This is a genomic window from Phenylobacterium sp., assembly GCF_965284355.1.
In the GTDB taxonomy this organism is placed as follows: Bacteria; Pseudomonadota; Alphaproteobacteria; order Caulobacterales; family Caulobacteraceae; genus Phenylobacterium.
Genome location: NZ_OZ260078.1, coordinates 1,715,884 through 1,736,699, shown reverse-complemented (window position 1 = coordinate 1,736,699; position 20,816 = coordinate 1,715,884). Strand labels below are relative to the sequence as shown.

Sequence of the window (20,816 nt, the reverse complement as noted above, 5' to 3'; positions counted from 1 at the left end):
CGTGCAGACAGCAGCCCCGTTCGTGTGGTTCGTGGACAAACAGGACAGCGCCGGCGGCGCGCAGGGCGACCGGCGACGATCCTAGTTCCGAAAGGTTAGGGCGCAGGCGCGGGCCAGGGCGCTGGCCAGGATGGGTTTGTCGACCACGGCGTGGGCGCCCGGGTCGAACTGGCCGGCGTTGCCGGTGACGTAGATCACCCGCGGCTCGCCGATAGCAGTGGTGATCATCTCGATGGCGGCGACCCCCGTCCCGCCGGTGATGCGGTAGTCGGCGGTGATCAGGTCAGGACGCCGTTCACGGGCCCGGGCGAGCGCATCCTCCGGCGTGTCGGCGATGTCGAACGACCCGAATCCGAGGTCGGTGAGCAGCAGCTCCAGCTCCAGGGCGATGACCGGTTCGTCCTCGATGATCAGGACGTGTCCCCCTGCCGCCTGCACTCTACTCACCTACTGATTGCGTTTACTGCACCTATGGTGGCGGGTGTCGGGCGACCACGCAAGCTGTGCAGGGCCAACGTCGACGGGACGGGCTGCCGCTTGAGCGCCACGCAAGGGTCTACGTCTTGAGCGCCCCGCGACGTGTTCGCGGGATAGCGATCGTCGGGGCGCCTAGGCGGTGGCCGCCGCCGCCGGCGCTTCGCCGTCAAAGGCGGCCAGCACGCCGAGCTGGCCGAGGCGGGCGAACATGCGCTGCACATTGGCCAGGTTGTCGAGGGCCATGCGCTCCAGCTCGGGCCGCTTGTCGGGGGGCAGGATCGCGCGCGCGCCGGCCTTCGAGCGGACGCAGAACCCGGCGTCGCCCAGGCTCATCACGTAGCGCCGCGTGGTCTCGGGCGAGAGGCCCAGCGCCGCGGCGAACGCGGCCGTGCGGGCCGGTCGGCCCAGGGTATGCGGGGTCTCCGCCCAGGCGGCCAACTCGGCCGGATCCATGCCTTGGATGTTGAGCTGCAGCATCTCCATCAGGATGAGGCCGCCCATCGGGTCGCCGGTGAGCGCGATCATCTCGTCGACCATGCGCAGGATGTAGGCCCAGGCCTGGCGGTTGGTGACCAGCACCGGCGCCTCGTTCACGGCCGGCATCGCGTCCCCCGGGGGGCCAAGGGCCCGAAGCTCGAGAAGCTCCCGGTAGAAGCGACCCACGCGGACATGGCGCAAAATCATGCCATCGATGAAATCCTGACGCGCCAGGATCGACTGGGGGATGATCACGCCGCGTTCGGTCAGCTCGACCAGGCCGTCCCTGGCCATCGCGCGGATGCGCCGACGGGCCGTTTCGAACGGGACGCGGGTCGATTGGGCGACCGCGTTGATGCTGATGGGCCGGCGCGCCTCGTCGGGCACGGGGGAATCGAGACCGGCGTAGGTCAGCTGCAGGCCGGGATCGCGGATCAGCGGCGCCACGTTGCTCGAGGCGATCGTCGCGAACAGTAGGCTGTCGATGAGGTCGCGGTCGCGCCGGCTGATCGCGCGGATGTCGAGCATGAAGGCCAGCGACGCCGGCGCGATCCGCCATGCCAGAGCCAGCCGCTCCGGATCTGCCGGCGGTTCGGAGTGAGTCGGCTCGGCCATGACTAACGCTTGGGTCCCAGCCCCTTCAGCAACTCGGAAACCGCGGTGTCGAGCTGGCTGTCCCGGCCCGCCGCGCCTTCACCCAGCGCCCGCTCGACCCGAATGTCCACGGGCCGGGGGTTGAGTTCCATGTTCTTGCCGTCCGCGCCGTCGATACGGATGAACGGCAGGCGCAGCACCGAGCCGTCGATCAGCGGCTGATTGGACGTGTAGATGATCCAGCCGGCGGTGGGCGTGCCCACCACCTTGCCCAGGCCCAGATGGCGGTAGCCCTCGGTGAAGTCCTCGGCGTCCGACAGCGAGCTCTCGTTGGTCACCAGGATGGTCGGCAGGTCCAGCGCCCGCTGCCCCAGGTTCTGCCGGCTGGGCACGCCGAACAGGCCGCGCGGCGTCATGGTCAGGAAGTTCTTCCGGCTGAAGACGTCCAGCACATAGCCGTTCACGAACCCGCCGTTGTTGTTGCGCAGGTCGATGACGACGCCGTCCTTGGCCTGGTTCTGGGCGTCGAGGTCGATGTAGAGCTGGTCCAGGCTGTCCGAGCTCATGTCCAGGATGTGGACGTAGCCCAGCCGCCCGCCGCTGGCCTTCTCGACGTAGGCGCGGCGATCCTTGACCCAGTGGCGATACAACAGCCCGCGGGCCACGCCGGGCGCGACCGGGCGCACGATGGCCTCGCGGCGCGCGCCGGCGGTGATCACGGTCAGCACGGTGCGCTTGCCGGCCTTGTCCAGCATCAGCGAGTCGAGGTTCACGCCGGGCAGCACGTTCACGCCGTCGATTGCGGCGAGGGTGTCGCCAGGCTTGATCGAGCCTTCGATGTCGGCCGGGCCCAGGTGGATCACCTCGGTCACGACCAGCCCGCGACCTGCCTCGTAGGCCTCGCGGTCGAAGCGCAGGCCCAGGTCGCCCACCCGGTCGGCCGGGGCCGAGCCGAAGCCTTCGGCGGGGCGGCTGATGCCGGTGTGCGAGGCGTTCAGTTCGCCGATCATCAGGCTGATGACGCGCCGCATCTCGTCCGGCGTCTGGGCGCCCTGCACAAAGGGCTCGAACCGCTCGCGCTGGGCCTTCCAGTCGGTTCCGTGGAACGTGTCGTCGTAGAAGACCCGGTCCAGCATCGACCAGGCCTGATCGAACACCACCTGCTTTTCCGCGTCGAAGCGGACGACCATCTCGCCCGTGACGTCGATGAACTTCGGCTTGGGGCTTTCGATCGTGGTCGTGCTGACCCGGCCGCCCTCCAGGTAGTAGATCGACTTGGAGTCGGGGCTGAAGGCAAAGTCGCGCTTGGGCCGGCGGCCGCCGGTCAGCTGCTGCGGCGAGGCCGGCTCGCGGGCCAGTTCGTCCAGGCTGTAGCTGTAGAGGTTCTGCTGGTCGCCGCTGCGGCCGCGGTAGACCAGCGTCTTGCCGTCGGGGCTGATCACCGGCTCGTCCACCGAACCGCCCAGCGGGATGAAGGTGGCCCGCTCGCGGAGGCCTTCGAACACGATCCGCACCGGGGCGATCTTGCCCTTGGCCGGGACGGTGTCGTCCTTGGTGTCCTCGGCGGTCTTGGCGGCGCCTTCCGAGGCGGCCGGCTTGGCGGCGGGCGGCTTGTCGCCGGGCTTGGCCGGCTGCGATCCCGGCGGGCTGCGGAACAGCTCGCGGAAGGCGTCCTCGCGGTACTTGGGCGTGTTGGGCAACAGGTCGATGCGCACCAGGTTGGCGGGCTCGCTGCGCTGGCCGGAGTCGAACACCAGGTATTTGCCGTCGGGCGACCAGGCGATGGTGTCGGCGGCGTTGCCGTTGGCCAGGAAGCTGACCGGCCGCGCCTCGCCGCCGGCGCCGGCCTCCGACACCGGGAGAACCCAGACGTTGCGGAACGAGCGCCGGTCGGTGACGCCGAACGCCAGCCAGCGGCTGTCGGGCGACCAGGCCGCGCGGGACTCGGCGTTGCGGTCCAGCGGCCCCTCATAGACCACCACGTCTCGGGTCGGGCGCCCGTCGGCGCCCAGGGTCATGACCCGCAGCTGGCGGGTCCCCTGGACGTAGGCCAGCATCTTGCCGTCGGGCGAATAGGCCGGAACCGCATGGCTGACCGCCGGCCCGGTCAGCGGGCGGGCCGTCTGGGTGGCGAAGTCGTACTCCATCACCCGGCTGGTGCGCCCGCTCTCGGCGACATAGGCCAGCCGGCGGCTGTCGGGCGACCAGGCGAGATCGCTCTCGACGCCGGCGCTGTCGGTGATCCGCTGGCCGGGACCGCCGTCCTTGGTCGGGGCCGCGAAGATCTCGCCGTGGGCGATCACCGCCAGCTTCTTGCCGTCGGGCGAGACCGAAAGGCTGCGGAACGTGGTCTCGGCCAGTCGGCGCTCACCCGCTGCGGCGGGCGCGCCGCGCAGAGCGATCGGAATCCGCGCCGCGGTCCCGGTCGCCGGATCCAGCCGCCAGATCTCGAACTCGCGCTCGAAGACGATGGCGCGGCCGTCATAGGCGATCGACGGATAGAGCACCCGGCCGTCCTTGAACGTCGTGACCGGCTGGGCTGCGCCGCCCGCCGCCGGCATCCGCCAGATGTTCTCGGCTCCGCCCTCGTCCGACATGAAGTATAGCGTCCGCCCGTCCGGCGCCCACATCGGCCACAGCCGCTTGGCGCTGGCCCCCAGCAGCCGGCGATAGGGCTGGTTGGCCGCCACCGGCTTCAGCCACAGCTCGGCCTGGTCGATGTGCGAGTGGCCGTTGCGCCACCACTGGTTCCCCGAGATGCCCTTGGCCATCAGCGCGATGGCGGTCCCGTCGGGCGAGGGGGCGCTGTGGAATTCGGCGAGGTAGCGCTCGCGGCTCACTTCCAGGGGCGTGCCGCCCGAGGCCGCCACGCGGAACACGTCGGTGAGCCGGGCGATGTCGTTGGCGCCCGACGAAAAGTAGAGCCACTTGCCGTCGCGCGACCAGCCGTCGAGCTGCTCGTTGGCGTCGGACCAGGTGACCCGCCGCACCTTGCCCGTCGCCAGGGTCAGCACATAGACGTTCGCAGATCCCGCCCGGTTCGACGTGAACGCCAGCTCCCGGCCGTCCGGCGAGTAGTGGGGCCGTCCCTCGGTGGCCGCGTCGGTGACCAGCAGGCTCGCCGTGCCGCCGGCCGCCGGAACCGTCCAGATGTCGCCCCCGGAGACGAAGGCGATCTCATCCCCGTCGGGTGACAGCGCGGGCTCGGCCAGGGCGGGGCGTGGCGCGGCGTGGGCCTGTAGCGCCACGGCGGCGACGGCGACGGACAACAGGCGGGCGAAGCCGCGGACAAGGCTCATGGGCGGGCTCAAGAAAATCATCTCGCCCATTGTGTAGCCCAGTTTGAGACACGTCACGCGGGTGTCCCATCGGCGCGACGAACGGTCAGAACAGGCTGATCGCCTGCCAGATCGCCAGGGCCACAACCAGCACGCCGACGATCCAGGTCAGCAGCCGCACCGGCAGCACCTTCGTCATCCAGCCGGCCAGGGGCGCGGCCACGACGCCGCCGGCGATCAGCCCCGCCAGGGACCAGAGCAGGCCGCCAAGTCCCGCCGTGTCCCAGTGACCCGTCAGCAGAGCCCCGAGAAAGGCGGCCGATGTGGCCATGGCCACGAACATCTCGGCCGTGTTGGTGGTGCCGATCGCCTTGCGTGGATCGGCCCCCGCGCCCATCAGCGAGCTGGTGACGACGGGGCCCCAGCCGCCGCCGCCGATGGCGTCGAAGAAGCCGCCCACCAGGCCCAGAGGGAAGGGCGATCGCCACGAGAACACCTTGGGCCGGGCCTGCCGCCAGGCGCGGTAGAGGATCACCAGGCCCATCAGGAACAGCCAGCCGACGACGTAGGGCTTCACCGCCTCGCCCGGCACGGACGTGAGGATGTAGGCTCCCGCCACCCCGCCCAGGACGCCGCCGCCGCTGAGCAGCGCCAGCAGCTTCCAGTCCACGTTGCGGTACAGGATGTGGGAGAGACCCGAGGCGGCGCCCGTGAACACCTTGGCGGCATGAACGCTGGCCGAGGCGTTCGCCGGGCTCACGCCAAGGCTCAGCAGCACGGTCGATGAAATGACGCCGTAGGCCATGCCCAGCGCGCCATCGACCAGTTGCGCCGCGAAACCGACGGCGGCGAAGAGCCAGAAATCAGGGTTCATCTCGCGGGGCAGTTACGGCCAAGGATGGCCCTGCGCCAGCCCAGTTCCCCTAATGGCGCGGCCAGAAGACTTGGCCGCGGATGCAGGGCGCTGCCCCGCGGCCTGCCTGGATCTCAGTCCTTCGCGCGTTCCTGGTAGCTGCCGTCTTCGGTCAGCACGACGATCCGGGTGCCGGGGCCGATGTAGGGCGGGATCATGGTGCGCAGGCCGTTCGACAGGATCGCCGGCTTGTACGACGACGAGGCGGTCTGACCCTTCACCGACGGCTCGGTCTCGACGACCTCGAAGGTGGCCAGGCGCGGCAGCTCGATCGCGATGGCCACGCCCTCGTGCGTGGACAGCGTAACGGTGCAGCCATCGGTGAGGTAGGGCGCGGCGTCGCCGATCACGTCTTCCGAGACGACCAGCTGGTCGTAGTTCTCGGGGTTCATGAAGTGGAACCCTTCGCCGTCCTGGTAGAGGAAGGTGTAGGGGCGGTCGTCGACGATGGCCCGCTCGACGGTCTCGGTCGTCCGCCAGCGCTCCGACACCTTCACCCCGTCCGAGATGCGGCGCATGTTCAGCTGGGTCACCGGGGTGCCCTTGCCGGGGTGGATGTTTTCGGCGGTGAGCACGACGTAGAGCTTGCCCTCGAGATCGACGACAGAGCCCTTGCGCAGCGAGCTGGCGATGACTTTCACGGGTGGTCCTCGGTGATGCGGTGAAGCGTGGGCTGGGCCCTGACGACTCCACGGATGGAATTCTTGTGCGGGCCCCTATAGCGATATGGGCCGAAATCTCCAGCCCCCACCCGGTCGCACGCCTTGAGGATCTCCCACGAAAGCCCCTGGTGGTCGCCGGACCGGCGGCAGGACCGGCAACCGTTCCTGCAGGCGCGGACGAGGATCACGCGGGCCACGCGGGGGTGGTTCGACGCGCAAGCGTTCACCGAGGTCGAGACCGCCGCCCTTCAGGTTTCCCCCGGCAACGAGGCCCACCTGCACGCCTTCGCCACCCAGGCCCTGAGCCTCGATGGCCAGGCCCGGCCGATGTACCTGCACACCTCGCCAGAGTTCGCCTGCAAGAAGCTGCTGGCGTCCGGCGAGAGCCAGATCTTCACCCTGGGCAAGGTGTGGCGCAACCGCGAGCGCGGACCGCTGCACCACCCCGAATTCACGATGCTGGAGTGGTATCGGGCGGACCAGCCGTACCAGACCATCATGGCCGACTGCGCCGCCCTGCTGGCGACGGCGGCAGAGGCGGCCGGGGCCGAGCGGCTGCGCTATCGTGGCCGGGAAGCCGACCCCTTCGCCGAACCCGAGCGGCTCACCGTGGCCGAGGCGTTCGAGCGCTACGCCGGGGTGGACCTGCTGGCGGTCCTCGATGACCGCGCGGGGCTGGCCGGGCAGGCGCGCGGCGCGGGCGTGCGGGTGGCGGACGACGACGGCTGGGCCGACGTCTTCAGCCGGGTGATCGTCGAGAAGGTCGAGCCCAACCTGGGCCACGGCCGCGCGACGATCCTCTACGAATACCCCAGCTCCGAGGCCGCCCTGGCCCGGCCCAAGGCGGCCGACGGGCGGGTGGCCGAGCGGTTCGAGCTCTATGCCTGCGGGGTCGAGCTGGCCAACTGCTTCGGCGAGCTCACCGACGCCGTCGAGCAGCGCCGCCGCTTCGAGATCGAGATGGACGAGAAGGAACAGGTCTACGGCGAGCGCTATCCCGTGGACGAGGACTTCCTGGCGGCCCTGGCCCACATGCCGCCCGCCAGCGGCGGCGCCCTGGGCTTCGACCGCCTGGTGATGCTGGCCACGGACGCGAGCCGCGTCGACCAGGTGCTGTGGACGCCGGTGGCGTGAGCGGATACGTCGGTCATCGCCGCCCACGAGGCGCCTTCCACCTTAATTAGAACGTCATGGCCGGCCTTGTGCCGGCCACCCATAAACACTGACCGCAGCAGGTTCGCTGCGGCGACGCCACTGTCTGCCATGATGCGCCTGCGTGTCTGGGTGGCAGGCACAAGGCCGGCCATGACGTTCAGAGGTTTGAGGACAGGCGACGCCCCGCCGCGTTGCCCCGAGGCCCTGAAGGGCGTAGACGGCGCGCCCCATGGACGCGCGCACCCTCCGCACCCTCGAAGACCTGGCCCAGGCCGACCTTGTGGCGCCCGAGGCCCTGCCGCCCCTCGAGGCCGTGGCGGCGCGCTATGCGGTGGCGATCACGCCCGCGATGGCCGAGCTGATCCCCGGCAACGGCGCCATGGCCGCCCAGTTCGTCCCGACCCCCGCCGAGCTGGTCCATGCGCCGGAGGAGCGGGCCGACCCCATCGGCGACGACGCCCACAGCCCGGTGGAGGGGATCGTCCACCGCTATCCCGACCGCGTGCTGCTGAAGGCCAACCACGCCTGCGCCGTCTACTGCCGGTTCTGCTTCCGGCGCGAGATGGTCGGGCCGGACGGCATCCGCCCGCTGTCGCCGGCCCAGCTGGACGCCGCCATGGCCTACATCGCGGGCCGTCCGGAAATCTGGGAGGTGATCGTCACCGGCGGCGACCCGCTGATCCTGTCGCCGCGCCGCCTGGCCGACCTGATGGCGCGGCTGGCGAAGATCGACCACGTGAAGGTGGTCCGCTTCCACACCCGCGTGCCCGCGGTCGATCCCGCGCGGATCACCCCGGCGCTGGTCCGGGCGCTGAAGTCCGGCGGCAAGACCGTCTGGGTCGCGCTGCACGCCAATCACGCCGACGAGCTGACCCCGGCCGCCAGGGCGGCCATCGCCCGCCTGGTCGACGCGGGCCTTCCCGTAGTCAGCCAGACGGTGCTTCTGAAAGGCGTCAACGACGACGCCGCGACGCTGGAGGCGCTGATGCGCCGCTTCGTCGAGCTGCGGATCAAGCCCTACTACCTGCACCACGCCGACCTCGCGCCCGGCACCGGCCACTTCCGCACCACCCTCGCCGAGGGCCAGGGTCTGATGCGGCAGCTGCGCGGCGCGGTCTCGGGCCTCTGCCAGCCCACCTATGTGCTCGACATCCCCGGCGGCCACGGCAAGTCGCCGGTCGGGCCCTGTTACGTCGGCGACGACGAGGTGACCGATCCGGGCGGGGTCGCGCATCCGTACCCCACCGCGTAGCACACGGGCTGTGGCCCGCCGGTGACAGTGGCGCTGTCACCGTATGCGGCGCCGTCGACACAGGGCACGGGTCGGCCCAGATATGCGTTCATCCACCGTACATCGGTTCACGTAGATGAACGGCGTGAGCCGGATAGTCGGGCTCGGGCGACAGAGGACGGGATACGGGCATGAGCGGGCATGGGTTGCGGGGCGGACGCATGAGGCGCTGCCTGACCTTGGCCGCTGTCGCGCCGATGCTGCTCGGCGACCTGGCGCTGGCCCAGCAGCCGCAGCAGGGCCGCCCGGCCACAGCCCCGCCCGTCCTGGCGATCCCGCCCGCGGCCCAGCCCGTGCCCCCGCCGCCCGCGCCGCCGGTCGAGATTCCCGCGCTGACGCCGGCCCAGGCCCAGGTCGCCCTCAAGGTGCTGCGCGCCGCCGACCTGCACGGGCTGCAGCCCAAGGCCTATCTCCCCGAAGGCGTCGCCGACAGCGGCGTGCTGACCGCCGCCCAGCAGACTGCGCTGGCCGACGGCCTCGTCCGCTACGCCCACGACGTCCGCATCGGCCGGATGGACCCTGAGGAGTTCCCCGATCTCTGGCGCGTGCGCCCCGCCGCCTGGGATCCCGCGCCCGACTTGGTGCAGGCCCTGGCCGAGGGCCGCCTGCAGGTCTGGCTCGACAGCCTGCCGCCCCGATACTCCGGCTATCATGCCCTGCGGCGGGGTCTCGCGCGCTACCGCGAGATCGCCGCCGCCGGCGGCTGGAAGACGGTGGCCGAGGGCGACAAGCTGGAGCTGGGCTCCACCGGTCCACGCGTCGCGGCCCTGCGCGCCCGCCTGGCGGTGGAGGATCCGCAGGTCGCCGCCACCGGCTCGGCCACCTTCGACAAGTCCCTTCAGGAGGCCGTCCAGCGCGCCCAGCGCCGCTATGGCCTGAAGCCCGACGGCGTGGTCGGCAACGGCACCCTGGCCTACCTGAACCAGCCCGTCGGTCAGCGGATCCTGCAGATCGTCGCGAACATGGAGCGCTGGCGCTGGCTGCCCGCGACCATGCCGGCCACCCGCGTGCAGGTGAACACCGGCGCGGCCATCGTCACCCTGTTCCGCGACGACAAGCCGGTTCTCTCGATGAAGGCGGTGTCGGGCAAGAAGGGCGACGAGACGCCCATGCTGACGTCGATGATCCACAGCGTGGTGATCAATCCGCCCTGGAACGTGCCGTCGGGCATCGCGGCGCGCGAACTGTGGCCGAAGGAAAAGGCCAGCCCCGGCTACTTCGCCCGCAACGGCTATCGCGTGATCCCCGTCGAGGGCGGCCAGCCGCGGCTGCAGCAGGCCTCGGGCGACCAGAGCGCGCTGGGCCGCTTCAAGTTCGACTTCGACAACCCCTTCGCCGTCTACCTGCACGACACCCCGTCTAAGGGCGGCTTCGACCTCTATGCGCGCAACGCCAGCCACGGCTGCGTGCGCCTGGAGAAGCCCCGCGCCCTCGCCGAGGCGCTGCTGGAGGGTGATGCGACCTGGACCACCGAGGCCATCGACAAGCAGCTCGAGGGCGACAAGACGGTGCGCGCCCGCCTGACCACCCAGGTGCCGGTCTTCATCCTCTATTGGACGGCGTTCGCGGCGGGCGACGGCCAGATGAACTTCCGCTCCGACCCGTATAACTGGGACCGGGAGCTGCTCCAGCGAACAGGCGTGCTGGCGGCCGGGACCAAGGTCTAGAACGACAAGCGTAAGAGGGCGTGGGGATGTTGAAGACGGTTCTGTGGATCGCGGCGGCGTGCGCGGCGGTCCTGGTGGCGCTGGCGGTGAGCCGCTCGCTCGACTTCGACAAGCCGGCCCAGGCGCCCGAGCCTGCACCCGCCGTCGAGGCGCCGCCGCCCGTGGAAGCGCCGCCCCCGCCGCCGCCCGAGGTCACCACTGCGCCCCCGCCGCTCACCCCCGACGAGCAGCAGATCCAGGACGACGCGGCCGCCACCGGCATGACGACGATGGAGCCCGACGCCCCGGCCGAGCCGGCGCCGCAGTAGAGGTCCCGATGCTCTACGCCATCCTGGCCTACCACGAGGAACACGTCATCCAGTCGCTCAGCGAGGGTGAGGACGGAGAGCTGATGACCGGCCTGTTGGCCGTCCACGACCGGCTGATCGACGAGTCCAAGATGGGCCCGTCCGCCCGCCTGGGCGCCACCGAGCTGGCCGTCACCATCCGCGGCCCGGGCCGCGGCGTCGTCATCGACGGCCCCTTCGCCGAGACCAAGGAACAGCTGCTGGGCCTCTACGTCGTCGACGTCCCCACCCGCGACGCCGCCGTCGAAGCCGCCCGCGACCTCAAGGCCGCCAACCCCAGCGCCGTCTACGAAGTCCGCCCGATCGTGCTGTACATTCCTGGCAACGAATTCCCGCTGACCGACGCGGGGCTGGAGACGGTGCGGCCGAAGCCTCAGGGCTAGGGTCGGCCGCGGGACGAATTATCAATTCTCTCGGACGATCGGGGCTCATCGCTCGCCTCGGCCTGCGTTAGCCTCCTGGAACTCGGAAGCGAAGATTTCCAGGATCGGGAGGTCGCTATGGCGGACGGAACGCAGCGCACAGCGGCGTGGGACAAGGCCTCTCTGACGGCGTTGTTCGACCCGGCCACGGGCTGGTTGGACCGTCGCGTGCTGTCGGACGCGGGCCTCTACCAGCTGGAGCTGGAGCGCATCTTCGCCCGCGGCTGGAACTTCATGTGCCATGAGAGCCAGCTCAAGGAACCCGGCGACTACCTCATCAGCTACATCGGCGAGGACCAGATCATCGTCGTCCGCGACGAGAAGGACGAGGTTCGCGCGCTTCTTAACACCTGCCGCCATCGCGGCAACGCGCTGTGCCGCGCCGAGCAGGGCCGGGCCAAATCGTTCGTGTGCAGCTATCACGGCTGGAACTACGCCCTGGACGGGCGGCTCATCGGCGTGCCGGGCCAGAGCACGTTCTACCACGGCGATCTCGACAAGAGCCGGCTGGGCCTCGCCACGGCGCGCATCGAAAGCCACCTCGGCTTCTATTTCGCGACCCTGGCGGACGACGCGCCTTCGCTGCACGACTACCTGGGCGTTACCGGCCGCGCCGGGCTGGGGATGATCTGCGCCAATGGCGAGATCGAGGTCGTCGAGGGAGTCCAGAAGAACGTCATCGACTGCAACTGGAAGATCGCCGTCGACAATCTCTTCGACTGGTACCACGTGCCCTACAGCCACGCCTCGGCCAACACGTCGGGTTTCCTGGACATCGCCGCCATCCAGTTCCCGAAGGACCAGCTGGTGATGCTGGGCGAGTACGGGCACGCCATCGGCGGTCCCGGCATCCCGCGCGCGGCGCAGGCCCAGATCGACCAGCTCACCGACGAGCAGCGGTCCGAGATGACGCAGGCCCAGCCCCAGGGCTCGCCGCGGATCCGGCCCAAGGCGGCGGCTGACCTGATGGGCCCCGAGGGGGTCCGCAGCCAGGGCCACCCCAACATCTTCCCGAATCTGTGGGTGACGATCAGCGGCGCGCAGATGTGCCTGCGGCTGCCGCGCGGGCCCTCGCACACCGAGTTGTGGTGGTACACGATGGTGCCCAAGGCCGCGCCGCCCGAAGCCAAGCGCCAGATCGTCCGCAGCATGAACCACGTGTTCGGACCCGCCGGCCTGCTGGAGCAGGACGACGGCGAGAACTGGAGCCAGAGCACGCGCTCGGCCCGCGGCTTCGCCAGCCGCGCCCTCGGACAGAACCTGCAGATGGGCCTGGGCCACGACGAGGTGAAGGTGGGCGCCGGCGGCGAGCACTACATCGACGGCCTGATCAGCGAGCATGGCCAGCGCTGGCTCTACCGCGCCTGGACCGAATGGATGAGCGCCCGCAACTGGGCCGAACTCAAGGCCAATCACTCGGCGCCGCCCGTGGGGACGGTCTGATGGAAACGCAGGAGCACGCACGCCCCCAAACGCGCGATGGCGCCTGGGCCCAGACTCCGCTGCCCCAGCGCGCGCTGCTGCAGTACGAGGTCGAGCAGTTTCTCTACGCCGAGGCGGCGTTGCTCGACGCACGCCGCTACCGCGACTGGCTGGCCCTGATGGCCGAGGATGTCGAATACTGGATGCCTGTGCGCCGCACGGTGACGGCCGCCGACATCGAGCGCGAGTTCACCAAACCCGGCGAGGTCGCGTACTTCGACGACGACTGGGCCTACCTGGAGATGCGGGTCAAAAAGCTGGAGGCCGGATCCGCCTGGTCCGAGGATCCGCCCTCACGCTCGCGCCATTTCGTCAGCAACGTACGCATCCTGGACGTCCAGGTCGACGAGATCACGCTCGAGGCCAGCTTTCACGTCCACCGCACCCGCCTGGAGCGCGATCAGGACAGCTGGATCGGCCGCCGCATGGACGTCCTGCGCCGGACGGGCGACAGCTTCCGGCTGGTCAAGCGTCATCTGTTCCTGGACCACACCGTGATCCCGTCCACCAACATGAGCACGATCTTCTAGATGGGCGCGCTGAACGGCGAGGTCGTGCTGATCACCGGCGGCGCCTCTGGGCTCGGCCGGGCCATCGTCGATCGCTTCCTGGACGAGGGCGCCCAGGTGGCGGTGCTGGACCGCGCGCCCGAGCGGCTGGCCGACGTGGCCGGGCAGGTCGAGGTCGTCGGCGGCGACGTCCGCTCCATCGCCGACAACCAGCGCGCCGTGGATGCCTGCGTGGCGCGCTTCGGCCGGCTCGACTGCGCCATCGGCAACGCCGGCATCTGGGACTATTCGACCTCGCTGGACGACCTGCCCGCCGACCGGATCGATGCGGCGTTCGACGAACTGTTCCACGTCAACGTCAAGGGCTACCTCAACCTCGCCAAGGCGGCCCTGCCGGCCCTGGTGCGCACCTCCGGATCGTTCATCTTCACGGCCTCCAACGCCGGGTTCGATCCGGCCGGCGGCGGGCCGCTCTACACGGCCTCGAAGCACGCCGTCGTGGGCCTGATCCGGCAGCTGGCCTTCGAGTTCGCGCCCGCCGTCCGCGTCAATGGCGTGGCGCCCGGACCCATCCATACCGATCTGCGCGGCCCCGCCGCCCTGGACCTGGCCGATACGTCCATCGCCAGCCTCGACCTGCCGGGCTCCGCCGGCGCCGCCATGCCGATCGGCTTCGTACCGGCGACGGTCGACTACGCCGGCGGCTACGTCTTTCTGGCCTCGCGCCGCGACAGCCGCCCGGCCACCGGCGGGGTGTTGAAGCTGGACGCCGGGATCGCCGTCCGCGGCATCGGGCGCACGTCTGCCGGCGGGGGGCTGGCCGCGAAGTACGGCCGCGCATGAGCTTGGCCTTCACCCCGGACGTCGTCCGCAACGACGTGCAGATGGACGGCGTCTACTTCGTACGCGCCGCCGCCGACGCCGGATCGGTGAAGGCTCTGGCGCCGGGGGCCTTTTCCTACTGCGTCATGGTGCGCCGGGGGCGGCTGCGGCTGGAGACAGACTTTCCCCTCACCCGGACGTACGACCTGGGACCGGGCGACGCGGTGGCGATCAGCGGGCTGGCGCCGCACACGTTCCGGGCGGCGGACGCGGCGTCCGACCGGCCGGCGAACGGGTTCGACCTGCGGGGCGTGTCCGATCCCGACCCCGGCCGCGCCGTGGACCTCTTCCTGGGCGTGGCCCCCAGCGAGGCCCTGGCCCTGGGCTCGCTGGTCTGGGGGCCCATCTTCGTCGGCCACGGCCAGCATCCCGACCTGTCGCGCCGCCTGTGGCGCGCCGCCGAGATGGTGGAAGACGAGTATGCCGACGAGGCGCAGATCGACCGCAACTTGGTGATCCGCCGCCTGGCCGAGACCATGGCGATCAACTACAGCCGCCGTGCGTTCGCGGATCGCGCCACACCGTCGGTCCCGCCCATCGAGCCGCCGCATCCGCGGCTGATCCAGGCGATAAACGCGTTCCTCAATGCGCCCGAGCAGGCCTGGAATCTGGCCGACCTGGCCAAGGCGTCCGGCATGTCGCGCACCCGCTTCGCCGAACAGTTCAAGCTGGTCACCGGCGAGACCCCAGCTCGCATCATCTCACGCCTGCGCCTCACCGGCGTCGCGCGGCGGATGGCCTCGACGGCGCTCAGCGTCGAAGCCGCCGCCGCCGAGGCGGGCTACAGCTCCGCGGCCGCCTTCGTCCGCGCCTTCCAGCGGGAGTTCGGCGAGACGCCGGCCCGTTGGCGGCGCGGGCGCGAGAGCCGCGACGAACCACTTGCCCGGCGACGCCCCGCGCGCCCGCCGGCCACCGCCCATCCGCGAAGGGAAGCGCCATGACCATCGGCTCGCTCGGTTACCTCGGACTGCGGGTGAAGGACCCCGCGGCGTTCGACGCCTACGCCACCGGCGTACTGGGCCTCATGCCCGGCGAGACGGCCGGCTGCTACCGCCTGGACGACATGGCCTGGCGCATCGCCGTCGAGGCCGGCGACGCCGATGACGTGGCCTTTCTGGGCTTCGAGGTTGCGGGGCCGGCCGAGATGGAGGCCCTGCGCGCGCGCCTGGCCGCGGCCGGCGTGGCGGTCGGGAACGGCGATCCGGAGCGCCTGGCCGCCCGGCAGGTGCTGGGGATGGTGACCTGCGAGGATCCCGACGGCCTGCCGGTCGAGATCTTCTACGGACCGACCTTGCGCACCGAGGCCCCGTTTGCCTCTCCCGCCGGGGTGGGCGGCTTTGTGACGGGCGACCAGGGACTGGGCCATGTCGTGCTTTCCACGAAGGACATGGATGCCTCGCGGCGGTTCTACCAGGACCTGCTGGGCTTCCGGCTCTCGGACGTCATCCGCATGCAGATGAGCCCCGAGTTCGGCTTCGACATGGAGTTCTTCCACTGCAATCCGCGCCACCACACTCTGGCGCTGATGCCCCTGCCGCTCCCGAAGCGCCTGCATCACTTCATGGTCCAGGTCGCCGAACTGGACGAGCTCGGCTTTGCGCTGGAACGTGCCACCGCGGCGGGCGCGCCGATCACCGCCAGCCTGGGACGACACACCAACGACCAGATGGTCTCGTTCTATTCGCAGACGCCGGCCGGCTTCGAGGTGGAGTTCGGCCAGGGGGCCGTCGAGGTGGACGTCGCCAACTGGCGGGTCAGTCGCCACGACCGCCCGTCCAGCTGGGGCCACCATCGCCCGTCGCACTGAACTGAATCCGGACCAAGGAGAAACGCGTGGACCTGGGCATCAAGGGCCGTAAGGCGATCGTCTGTGGCGGCAGCGCCGGTCTCGGCCGGGCGACGGCCGTCGCGCTGGCGCGCGAGGGCGTCGACGTGGTCATCGCCGCCCGCGACGAGGCGCGGCTCGCCAAGGCCGCCGGCGAGATCGCGGCCCAGACGGGCGCCGACGTCCGTGTCGTCGCCGCCGACGTCACCACCGAGGCCGGCCGCGCCGCGGTGCTGGCCGCCTGTCCCGCCCCGGACATCCTGATCAACAACGCCGGCGGGCCGCCCCCCGGGGACTTCCGCAACTGGACCCGCGACGACTGGCTGAAGGCCATCGACGGCAACATGCTGTCGGCGATCTTCCTGATCCAGGCCACGATCGACGGCATGATCGAGCGGAAGTTCGGCCGCGTAGTCAACATCACCAGCCATATGGTCAAGGCGCCGGCCAACGTTCTGGGTCTGTCGAACGGCGCCCGCGCCGGCCTGACCGGCTTCGTGGGCGGTCTCTCGCGAGAGGTGGCGCGTCACAACGTGACGCTCAACAGCGTCCTGCCGGGCCAGTTCGACACCGACCGCCTGAAGTCCAATCACGCCCGCTTCGCGCAAGGCGGCGACGTCGAGGCCTATCGCGATCGCGCGAAGAGCCAGATCCCGGCGCGCCGGTTCGGCGAGCCCCAGGAGTTCGGCGACATGTGCGCCTTCCTCTGCGGCGCCAACGCCGGCTTCATCACCGGCCAGAACATCCTGCTCGACGGCGGCCAGTTCCCAGGACTGCTGTAGCGCCCTCGGCCCGGGCCCGGACAGTCCTCGGCGGTTGCAGCTAAGTGGGTATCTCCACCCCCTCCGCCTTCCGCTTCGCCCGCGCGATCACTTCGTCCAGCAGTTCGGCGCCGCCCAGGCTCCCCGCGGCGTCCGGAGTCATCCCGCCCAGCGCCCACTCGGGCGGCACGGTCTCGGGGCCTTCGCCGGGGGGCAGGGGCGGGGTGTAGTAGCCGAGGGCGTAGTTGCTCATGGCGTAGCCGACCAGGGCGGCCAGCTCGGGGTCCAGGGTGCGGGCCACGTCGGGCGGGCAGGAGAGGTACATGTTCTCCTCCTGGCGCAGCCACCCCAGCGAATAGGTGATGTTCAGGCCCCACCTGTCGTGATCGGCGTCGTTCGCCCCGCCCGAGTGGAACACCGTGCCGGTGTAGACCAGCACCGAGCCCTTCCTCATCTCGGCCCGCGCGATCTCGTGGGGCAGGGCCTTGCGATCGTCGTCCCAGACCTGCGAGCCCGGGATCACCTGGGTGGCGCCGTTGGCGGCGGTGAAGTCGGTGAGCGCCCAGATGGTGTTCACCTGCGGCTCGATCCCCGGCATCTGGCGGCCCCAGGCCCAGCGGTCGCGGTGGATGGCCTGCGCGCCCTGTCCGGGCATGATCCGGATCAGCTGCGCCAGGTGCAGCTGATAGCGGTGGCAGTTGGGCTTCAGCACCGCGTCGCACACCGCCAGGATGCGGGGGTCCATCACCAGGGGCCGGATGCGCGGCGAGCGCGCCACCAGGGCGCCCGTGCGGGTGGTGCGGTCGCCGGAGAAGCTGTCGCGCCCGGCCGTTGTCGCCTCGACCCAGGGTCGAAGCTCTGCGACCAGCGCGTCGACGTCGTCCGGGGGCAGGGCGTTGTCGAGGATCAGCGCCCCGTCGCGGTCCAGGGCGGCGGTGATCTCTTCGGCCGGCGCGTCGACCGGCAGGTGGACGAGGCTCGGCATGGCGGCTCCTCCCGATGGGTCGCAGTACTGTGCCAGACTTCCGTGCGCGGAAGTCACGGGCCGGCTTCGCCTTATTCCGAGTGGATTTCGACAGTGTCCGACGGCGCGGCGCGGGCCGGCCGCAGCAGGATGACCGCCGGCACGATGATGCAGGTGGCCAGCGCCATCCACATGAAGATGTTGACGTAGCCGATCATCGCGGACTGCCGGGTGATCTCGCCGTTCAGCACCTGGGCGCCCATCACCGTGCGGGGATCCATGAACGCCGGCAGCAGGTTGTGCAGCAGCGGACTGGAGGGATCGACGCGCCCGGCCAGCTCACTGTGGGCGCCCGCCGAATTGCGCAGGACCGCGGCCAGGACGATCGAGATGCCGACGCTGGAGCCCAGGCTGCGGACCATGGTGGAGACGATCGTGCCCTCCACCCGATGGCGCGGGTCCAGGGTCACATAGGCGAGCGTGCTGAGCGGCGAGAACAGGAGGCCCACGCCGAAGCCCTGGACGAAGCCGCTGATCAGGATGGGCCCCGAGGTCATCTCGAGGCTGAAGCCCCCCATCATCCATAGGCCGCAGACGCACAGCACGAGGCCCAGGAACAGGCACATGCGCGGGCCCAGGCGCGCCATGGCCGTCGGGACCAGCAGGAACGAGACCAGCGAGCCCAGGCCCCGCGTCACGCTCGCGATGCCGGCCTGGGTCGCGGAATAGCCCATCAGGGTCTGCATGAACGACGGCAACAGCGCCGTCGTCGAGAACAGCAGCACGCCGACGAAGAACCCGAACAGGGTGGTGCCGATGAAGTTGCGGTCCTTGGCCAGGTCGCGGTGGAAGAAGGGGTTCTTGGCGGTCGCCGTCTGGACGATGAACACCCACAGGCCGGCCAGCGCGATGGCGGTCTCGACCCAGATCTCCTTGGAGTCGAACCAGTCGCGCCCGGGGCCGCGGTCCAGCATGGCCTGCAAGCCGACGATGAAGGCGATCAGCCCGCCGAAGCCCACGAAGTCGAAGGGTCTGGCCCGCCCTCCGGGGTCGTGAGCCATGAACCGCAGCACCCCCACGATCGCCAGGATGCCGATCGGCAGGTTGATGAAGAACACCCAGCGCCAGTCCAGCTCCTCGGTGATCCAGCCGCCCAGGGTGGGGCCGGCGATCGGGCCCAGGATCACCGCGGCGCTCCAGATGCTCATCACCCGGGGGATCATGGTCATCGGGAAGATGTCGAGCATCACCGACTGCGACAGCGGCATCAGCCCCGCGCCCGCCAGCCCCTGCAGCACGCGGAAGAGCACCATCTCGGGCACGTTCTGGGCCAGGCCGCAGGCCATCGAGGCGATGGTGAAGCCCACGATCGACCACAGCAGCATGGTCTTGCGGCCGATCTTCTGCGCCAGCCAGCCGGCCAGCGGCGTCGCCACCGCGGTCGCGAGGATGTACGAGGTCAGCACCCAGGTAATCTCGTCCTGCGAGGCCGACAGGCTGCCCTGCATATGCGGCAGCGCCACGTTCGCGATGGTCGAGTCCAGCGTGTACATCAGCGTCGCCAGCATCAGCGAGCCGGTGATCGGGATCCGGTTCCTAACGTCCTGGGCCGACGCCATTGGCCCCTCCGGACACGTCGCGCCCGCCCCAGTCGGCGGCCGACGCCGCGTAGAGGCTCACCAGGTCGGAGAGCCGCTGGGCCTGGGCGTTCGCCAGGTCGCGGCGGTCGCGGTCCAGCTGGCGGCGGGCCTGCAGCACCTCGGCGGCCGTGCGCGCGCCCAGCTGCGCCGCGCGCAGGGTCACGTCGGCCGACTCGCGGCTGAGCGACACCGCGCGCGTCAGCGCCTCGGTCCGCTGCCGGTCGGTCTCCAAAGCGGCCATGGCGTCCGACACTTCCACGAAGGCGCGAAGCACGGTCAGCCGGTAGCGCGCGAGCGCCTCCCGAGCCTGGGCTTCGGCCTGCCGCGTGCGGGCCTTGCGCGCGCCGCCGTCGAAGATCGGCGCGGTCAGCCCGCCCAGCAGGGTCCAGCCGGTGGCGTCGGTCGAGATCACGTCCTCGGGGTTGATCGCCGACAGCGCGCCGTTCGCCGAAAGTCGGATGTTGGGATACCGGTCGGCCAGCGCGGCGCCGATGTTGGCCGTGGCTGCGTGCAGCTCGGCCTCGGCGGCCAGGATGTCGGGCCGGCGCCGCGCCAGGGCCGACGGCAGGCTGACGGGCGTGGTCGCCGGCGCGGTCAGGCCCGCCAGGTCGAAGTCGGGCGGGCTCCAGGCGCCGGGCGACTTGCCGACCAGCAGGGCCAGCTGGCGCCGGGCGGCGTCGTACTGCCGCAGCAGGGGCGGGATCAGCGCCTCGTCCTCGGCCAGCCCGGCCTCGACCTGGGTGACCGTGATGCGCGGAATGCCGCCCAGGGCGAACGACTTGCGGGCCAGGTCCAGCAGCGTGCGGTCGTCGGCGATGATCGACTGCAGCGCCGCGATCTCGCCCTTCAGCCCCGCGATGCGCACGGCCTGCCAGGCCACGTTGGCGGTGAGGGTCAGATAGGCGGCGTCGGCCTCGTGCGCAGCCTGGGCGGTGCGGGCGGCGGCCGCCTCCTCGCGACGGCGCGCGCCGCCGAACAGGTCCAGGTCGTAGCTGACGTGCCCGCCCAGCGAGAACACGTCGTACGTTCGCGCCCGTCCGAACTCGGTGAACTGCGAGCCCGCGGGGGCGCCCGAGAAGCCGAACGAGGCCGGGTTGAACTTCTGGCGCTGGGCCGAGGCGGTCCCCTCGACCAACGGCTTGCGCGCGCCGGCCGCCTCGCGCTCGGCGGCCTGGTAGCGCTCCAGCTTGGCCCGCGCCGCCGCCACGCTGGGGCTGTCGGCCAGGGCCAGTTTCATCACCTCGTCCAGCGCCGGCGAGCCGAACGCCTGCCACCAGGGACCGGCGAGGCGGACGTCGGGGCTGAGGACGACGCCGGGCGCCGGCGCATCCCCGACCATCGCGTAGCCGGCGGGGGCGTCCACCGGCGGCGGTGCGAAATCGGGGCCCACGGTCGTGCAGGCCGACAGGGCGAGACTGAGACCCCCGAGGACGGCGCAGAGGCGGGCGGCGGACGCGCGGGCCATCCGCG

At 70.8% G+C, this 20,816-nt stretch carries 19 protein-coding genes; 11 read left to right on the top strand and 8 right to left on the bottom strand.

Going from position 1 to position 20,816, the window contains the following annotated elements:
- Positions 1 to 81: 81 nt before the first annotated feature.
- The 5 genes from ACQ66R_RS08440 to efp form a co-directional block, all read right to left on the bottom strand.
- A complete protein-coding gene (locus ACQ66R_RS08440) occupies positions 82 to 447 on the bottom strand; it encodes a response regulator (protein ID WP_430420981.1) in 366 nt (121 codons plus the stop codon).
- Between the two features lie 162 nt (positions 448 to 609).
- Positions 610 to 1,569 (bottom strand): hypothetical protein, encoded by a 960-nt coding sequence (locus ACQ66R_RS08435; RefSeq protein ID WP_430420980.1) that lies wholly within the window; start codon positions 1,567 to 1,569, stop codon positions 610 to 612.
- A gap of 2 nt (positions 1,570 to 1,571) precedes the next feature.
- Positions 1,572 to 4,847, bottom strand: coding sequence for a S41 family peptidase (locus tag ACQ66R_RS08430; protein ID WP_430420978.1), 3,276 nt, complete (start codon positions 4,845 to 4,847; stop codon positions 1,572 to 1,574).
- A gap of 85 nt (positions 4,848 to 4,932) precedes the next feature.
- Positions 4,933 to 5,700 (bottom strand): sulfite exporter TauE/SafE family protein, encoded by a 768-nt coding sequence (locus ACQ66R_RS08425; RefSeq protein WP_430420976.1) that lies wholly within the window; start codon positions 5,698 to 5,700, stop codon positions 4,933 to 4,935.
- A 113-nt stretch (positions 5,701 to 5,813) separates the two neighbouring features.
- A complete protein-coding gene (gene efp / locus ACQ66R_RS08420) occupies positions 5,814 to 6,380 on the bottom strand; it encodes an elongation factor P (RefSeq protein WP_430420974.1) in 567 nt (188 codons plus the stop codon).
- 123 nt (positions 6,381 to 6,503) lie between these two features.
- Between efp and epmA the strand changes: the two genes are divergently transcribed.
- From epmA to ACQ66R_RS08365, 11 genes are all read left to right on the top strand, one after another.
- Positions 6,504 to 7,535, top strand: coding sequence for an EF-P lysine aminoacylase EpmA (gene epmA, locus ACQ66R_RS08415; RefSeq protein WP_430420972.1), 1,032 nt, complete (start codon positions 6,504 to 6,506; stop codon positions 7,533 to 7,535).
- Between the two features lie 250 nt (positions 7,536 to 7,785).
- A complete protein-coding gene (locus tag ACQ66R_RS08410) occupies positions 7,786 to 8,808 on the top strand; it encodes a lysine-2,3-aminomutase-like protein (RefSeq protein ID WP_430420970.1) in 1,023 nt (340 codons plus the stop codon).
- Positions 8,809 to 9,008: 200 nt separating this feature from the next.
- Positions 9,009 to 10,514 (top strand): L,D-transpeptidase family protein, encoded by a 1,506-nt coding sequence (locus ACQ66R_RS08405; RefSeq protein WP_430420968.1) that lies wholly within the window; start codon positions 9,009 to 9,011, stop codon positions 10,512 to 10,514.
- Positions 10,515 to 10,540: 26 nt separating this feature from the next.
- Positions 10,541 to 10,822, top strand: a complete 282-nt coding sequence (locus tag ACQ66R_RS08400; RefSeq protein WP_430420966.1) for a hypothetical protein — start codon at positions 10,541 to 10,543, stop codon at positions 10,820 to 10,822.
- 8 nt (positions 10,823 to 10,830) lie between these two features.
- Entirely contained in the window at positions 10,831 to 11,244 is a 414-nt protein-coding gene (locus tag ACQ66R_RS08395; protein WP_430420964.1) for a YciI family protein, read from the top strand.
- A 117-nt stretch (positions 11,245 to 11,361) separates the two neighbouring features.
- Positions 11,362 to 12,726: an aromatic ring-hydroxylating oxygenase subunit alpha gene (locus ACQ66R_RS08390; RefSeq protein WP_430420962.1), complete on the top strand. Its 1,365-nt coding sequence runs from the start codon at positions 11,362 to 11,364 to the stop codon at positions 12,724 to 12,726.
- On the top strand, positions 12,726 to 13,295 hold the full coding sequence (locus ACQ66R_RS08385; protein ID WP_430420960.1) for an aromatic-ring-hydroxylating dioxygenase subunit beta: 570 nt from the start codon (positions 12,726 to 12,728) through the stop codon (positions 13,293 to 13,295). The genes ACQ66R_RS08390 and ACQ66R_RS08385 overlap by 1 nt, the downstream gene beginning before the upstream one ends.
- Positions 13,296 to 14,117, top strand: a complete 822-nt coding sequence (gene hcaB, locus ACQ66R_RS08380) for a 3-(cis-5,6-dihydroxycyclohexa-1,3-dien-1-yl)propanoate dehydrogenase (RefSeq protein ID WP_430420958.1) — start codon at positions 13,296 to 13,298, stop codon at positions 14,115 to 14,117.
- Entirely contained in the window at positions 14,114 to 15,097 is a 984-nt protein-coding gene (locus tag ACQ66R_RS08375; protein WP_430420957.1) for a helix-turn-helix domain-containing protein, read from the top strand. Before hcaB ends, ACQ66R_RS08375 begins: the two co-directional genes overlap by 4 nt.
- Complete coding sequence (locus ACQ66R_RS08370) at positions 15,094 to 15,963, top strand: VOC family protein (protein WP_430420955.1); 870 nt, start codon at positions 15,094 to 15,096, stop codon at positions 15,961 to 15,963. Before ACQ66R_RS08375 ends, ACQ66R_RS08370 begins: the two co-directional genes overlap by 4 nt.
- Positions 15,964 to 15,989: 26 nt before the next feature.
- The gene (locus ACQ66R_RS08365) at positions 15,990 to 16,763 is read left to right on the top strand and encodes an SDR family oxidoreductase (RefSeq protein WP_430420953.1); all 774 of its coding nucleotides are present in this window, start codon (positions 15,990 to 15,992) and stop codon (positions 16,761 to 16,763) included.
- Between the two features lie 40 nt (positions 16,764 to 16,803).
- Here ACQ66R_RS08365 and ACQ66R_RS08360 read toward each other — a convergent pair whose 3' ends face one another.
- The 3 genes from ACQ66R_RS08360 to ACQ66R_RS08350 form a co-directional block, all read right to left on the bottom strand.
- Positions 16,804 to 17,727 (bottom strand): phytanoyl-CoA dioxygenase family protein, encoded by a 924-nt coding sequence (locus ACQ66R_RS08360; RefSeq protein WP_430420951.1) that lies wholly within the window; start codon positions 17,725 to 17,727, stop codon positions 16,804 to 16,806.
- A 71-nt stretch (positions 17,728 to 17,798) separates the two neighbouring features.
- Positions 17,799 to 19,325 (bottom strand): DHA2 family efflux MFS transporter permease subunit, encoded by a 1,527-nt coding sequence (locus ACQ66R_RS08355; protein WP_430420949.1) that lies wholly within the window; start codon positions 19,323 to 19,325, stop codon positions 17,799 to 17,801.
- On the bottom strand, positions 19,303 to 20,811 hold the full coding sequence (locus ACQ66R_RS08350; protein ID WP_430420947.1) for an efflux transporter outer membrane subunit: 1,509 nt from the start codon (positions 20,809 to 20,811) through the stop codon (positions 19,303 to 19,305). The genes ACQ66R_RS08355 and ACQ66R_RS08350 overlap by 23 nt, the downstream gene beginning before the upstream one ends.
- Between the last annotated feature and the right edge of the window lie 5 nt (positions 20,812 to 20,816).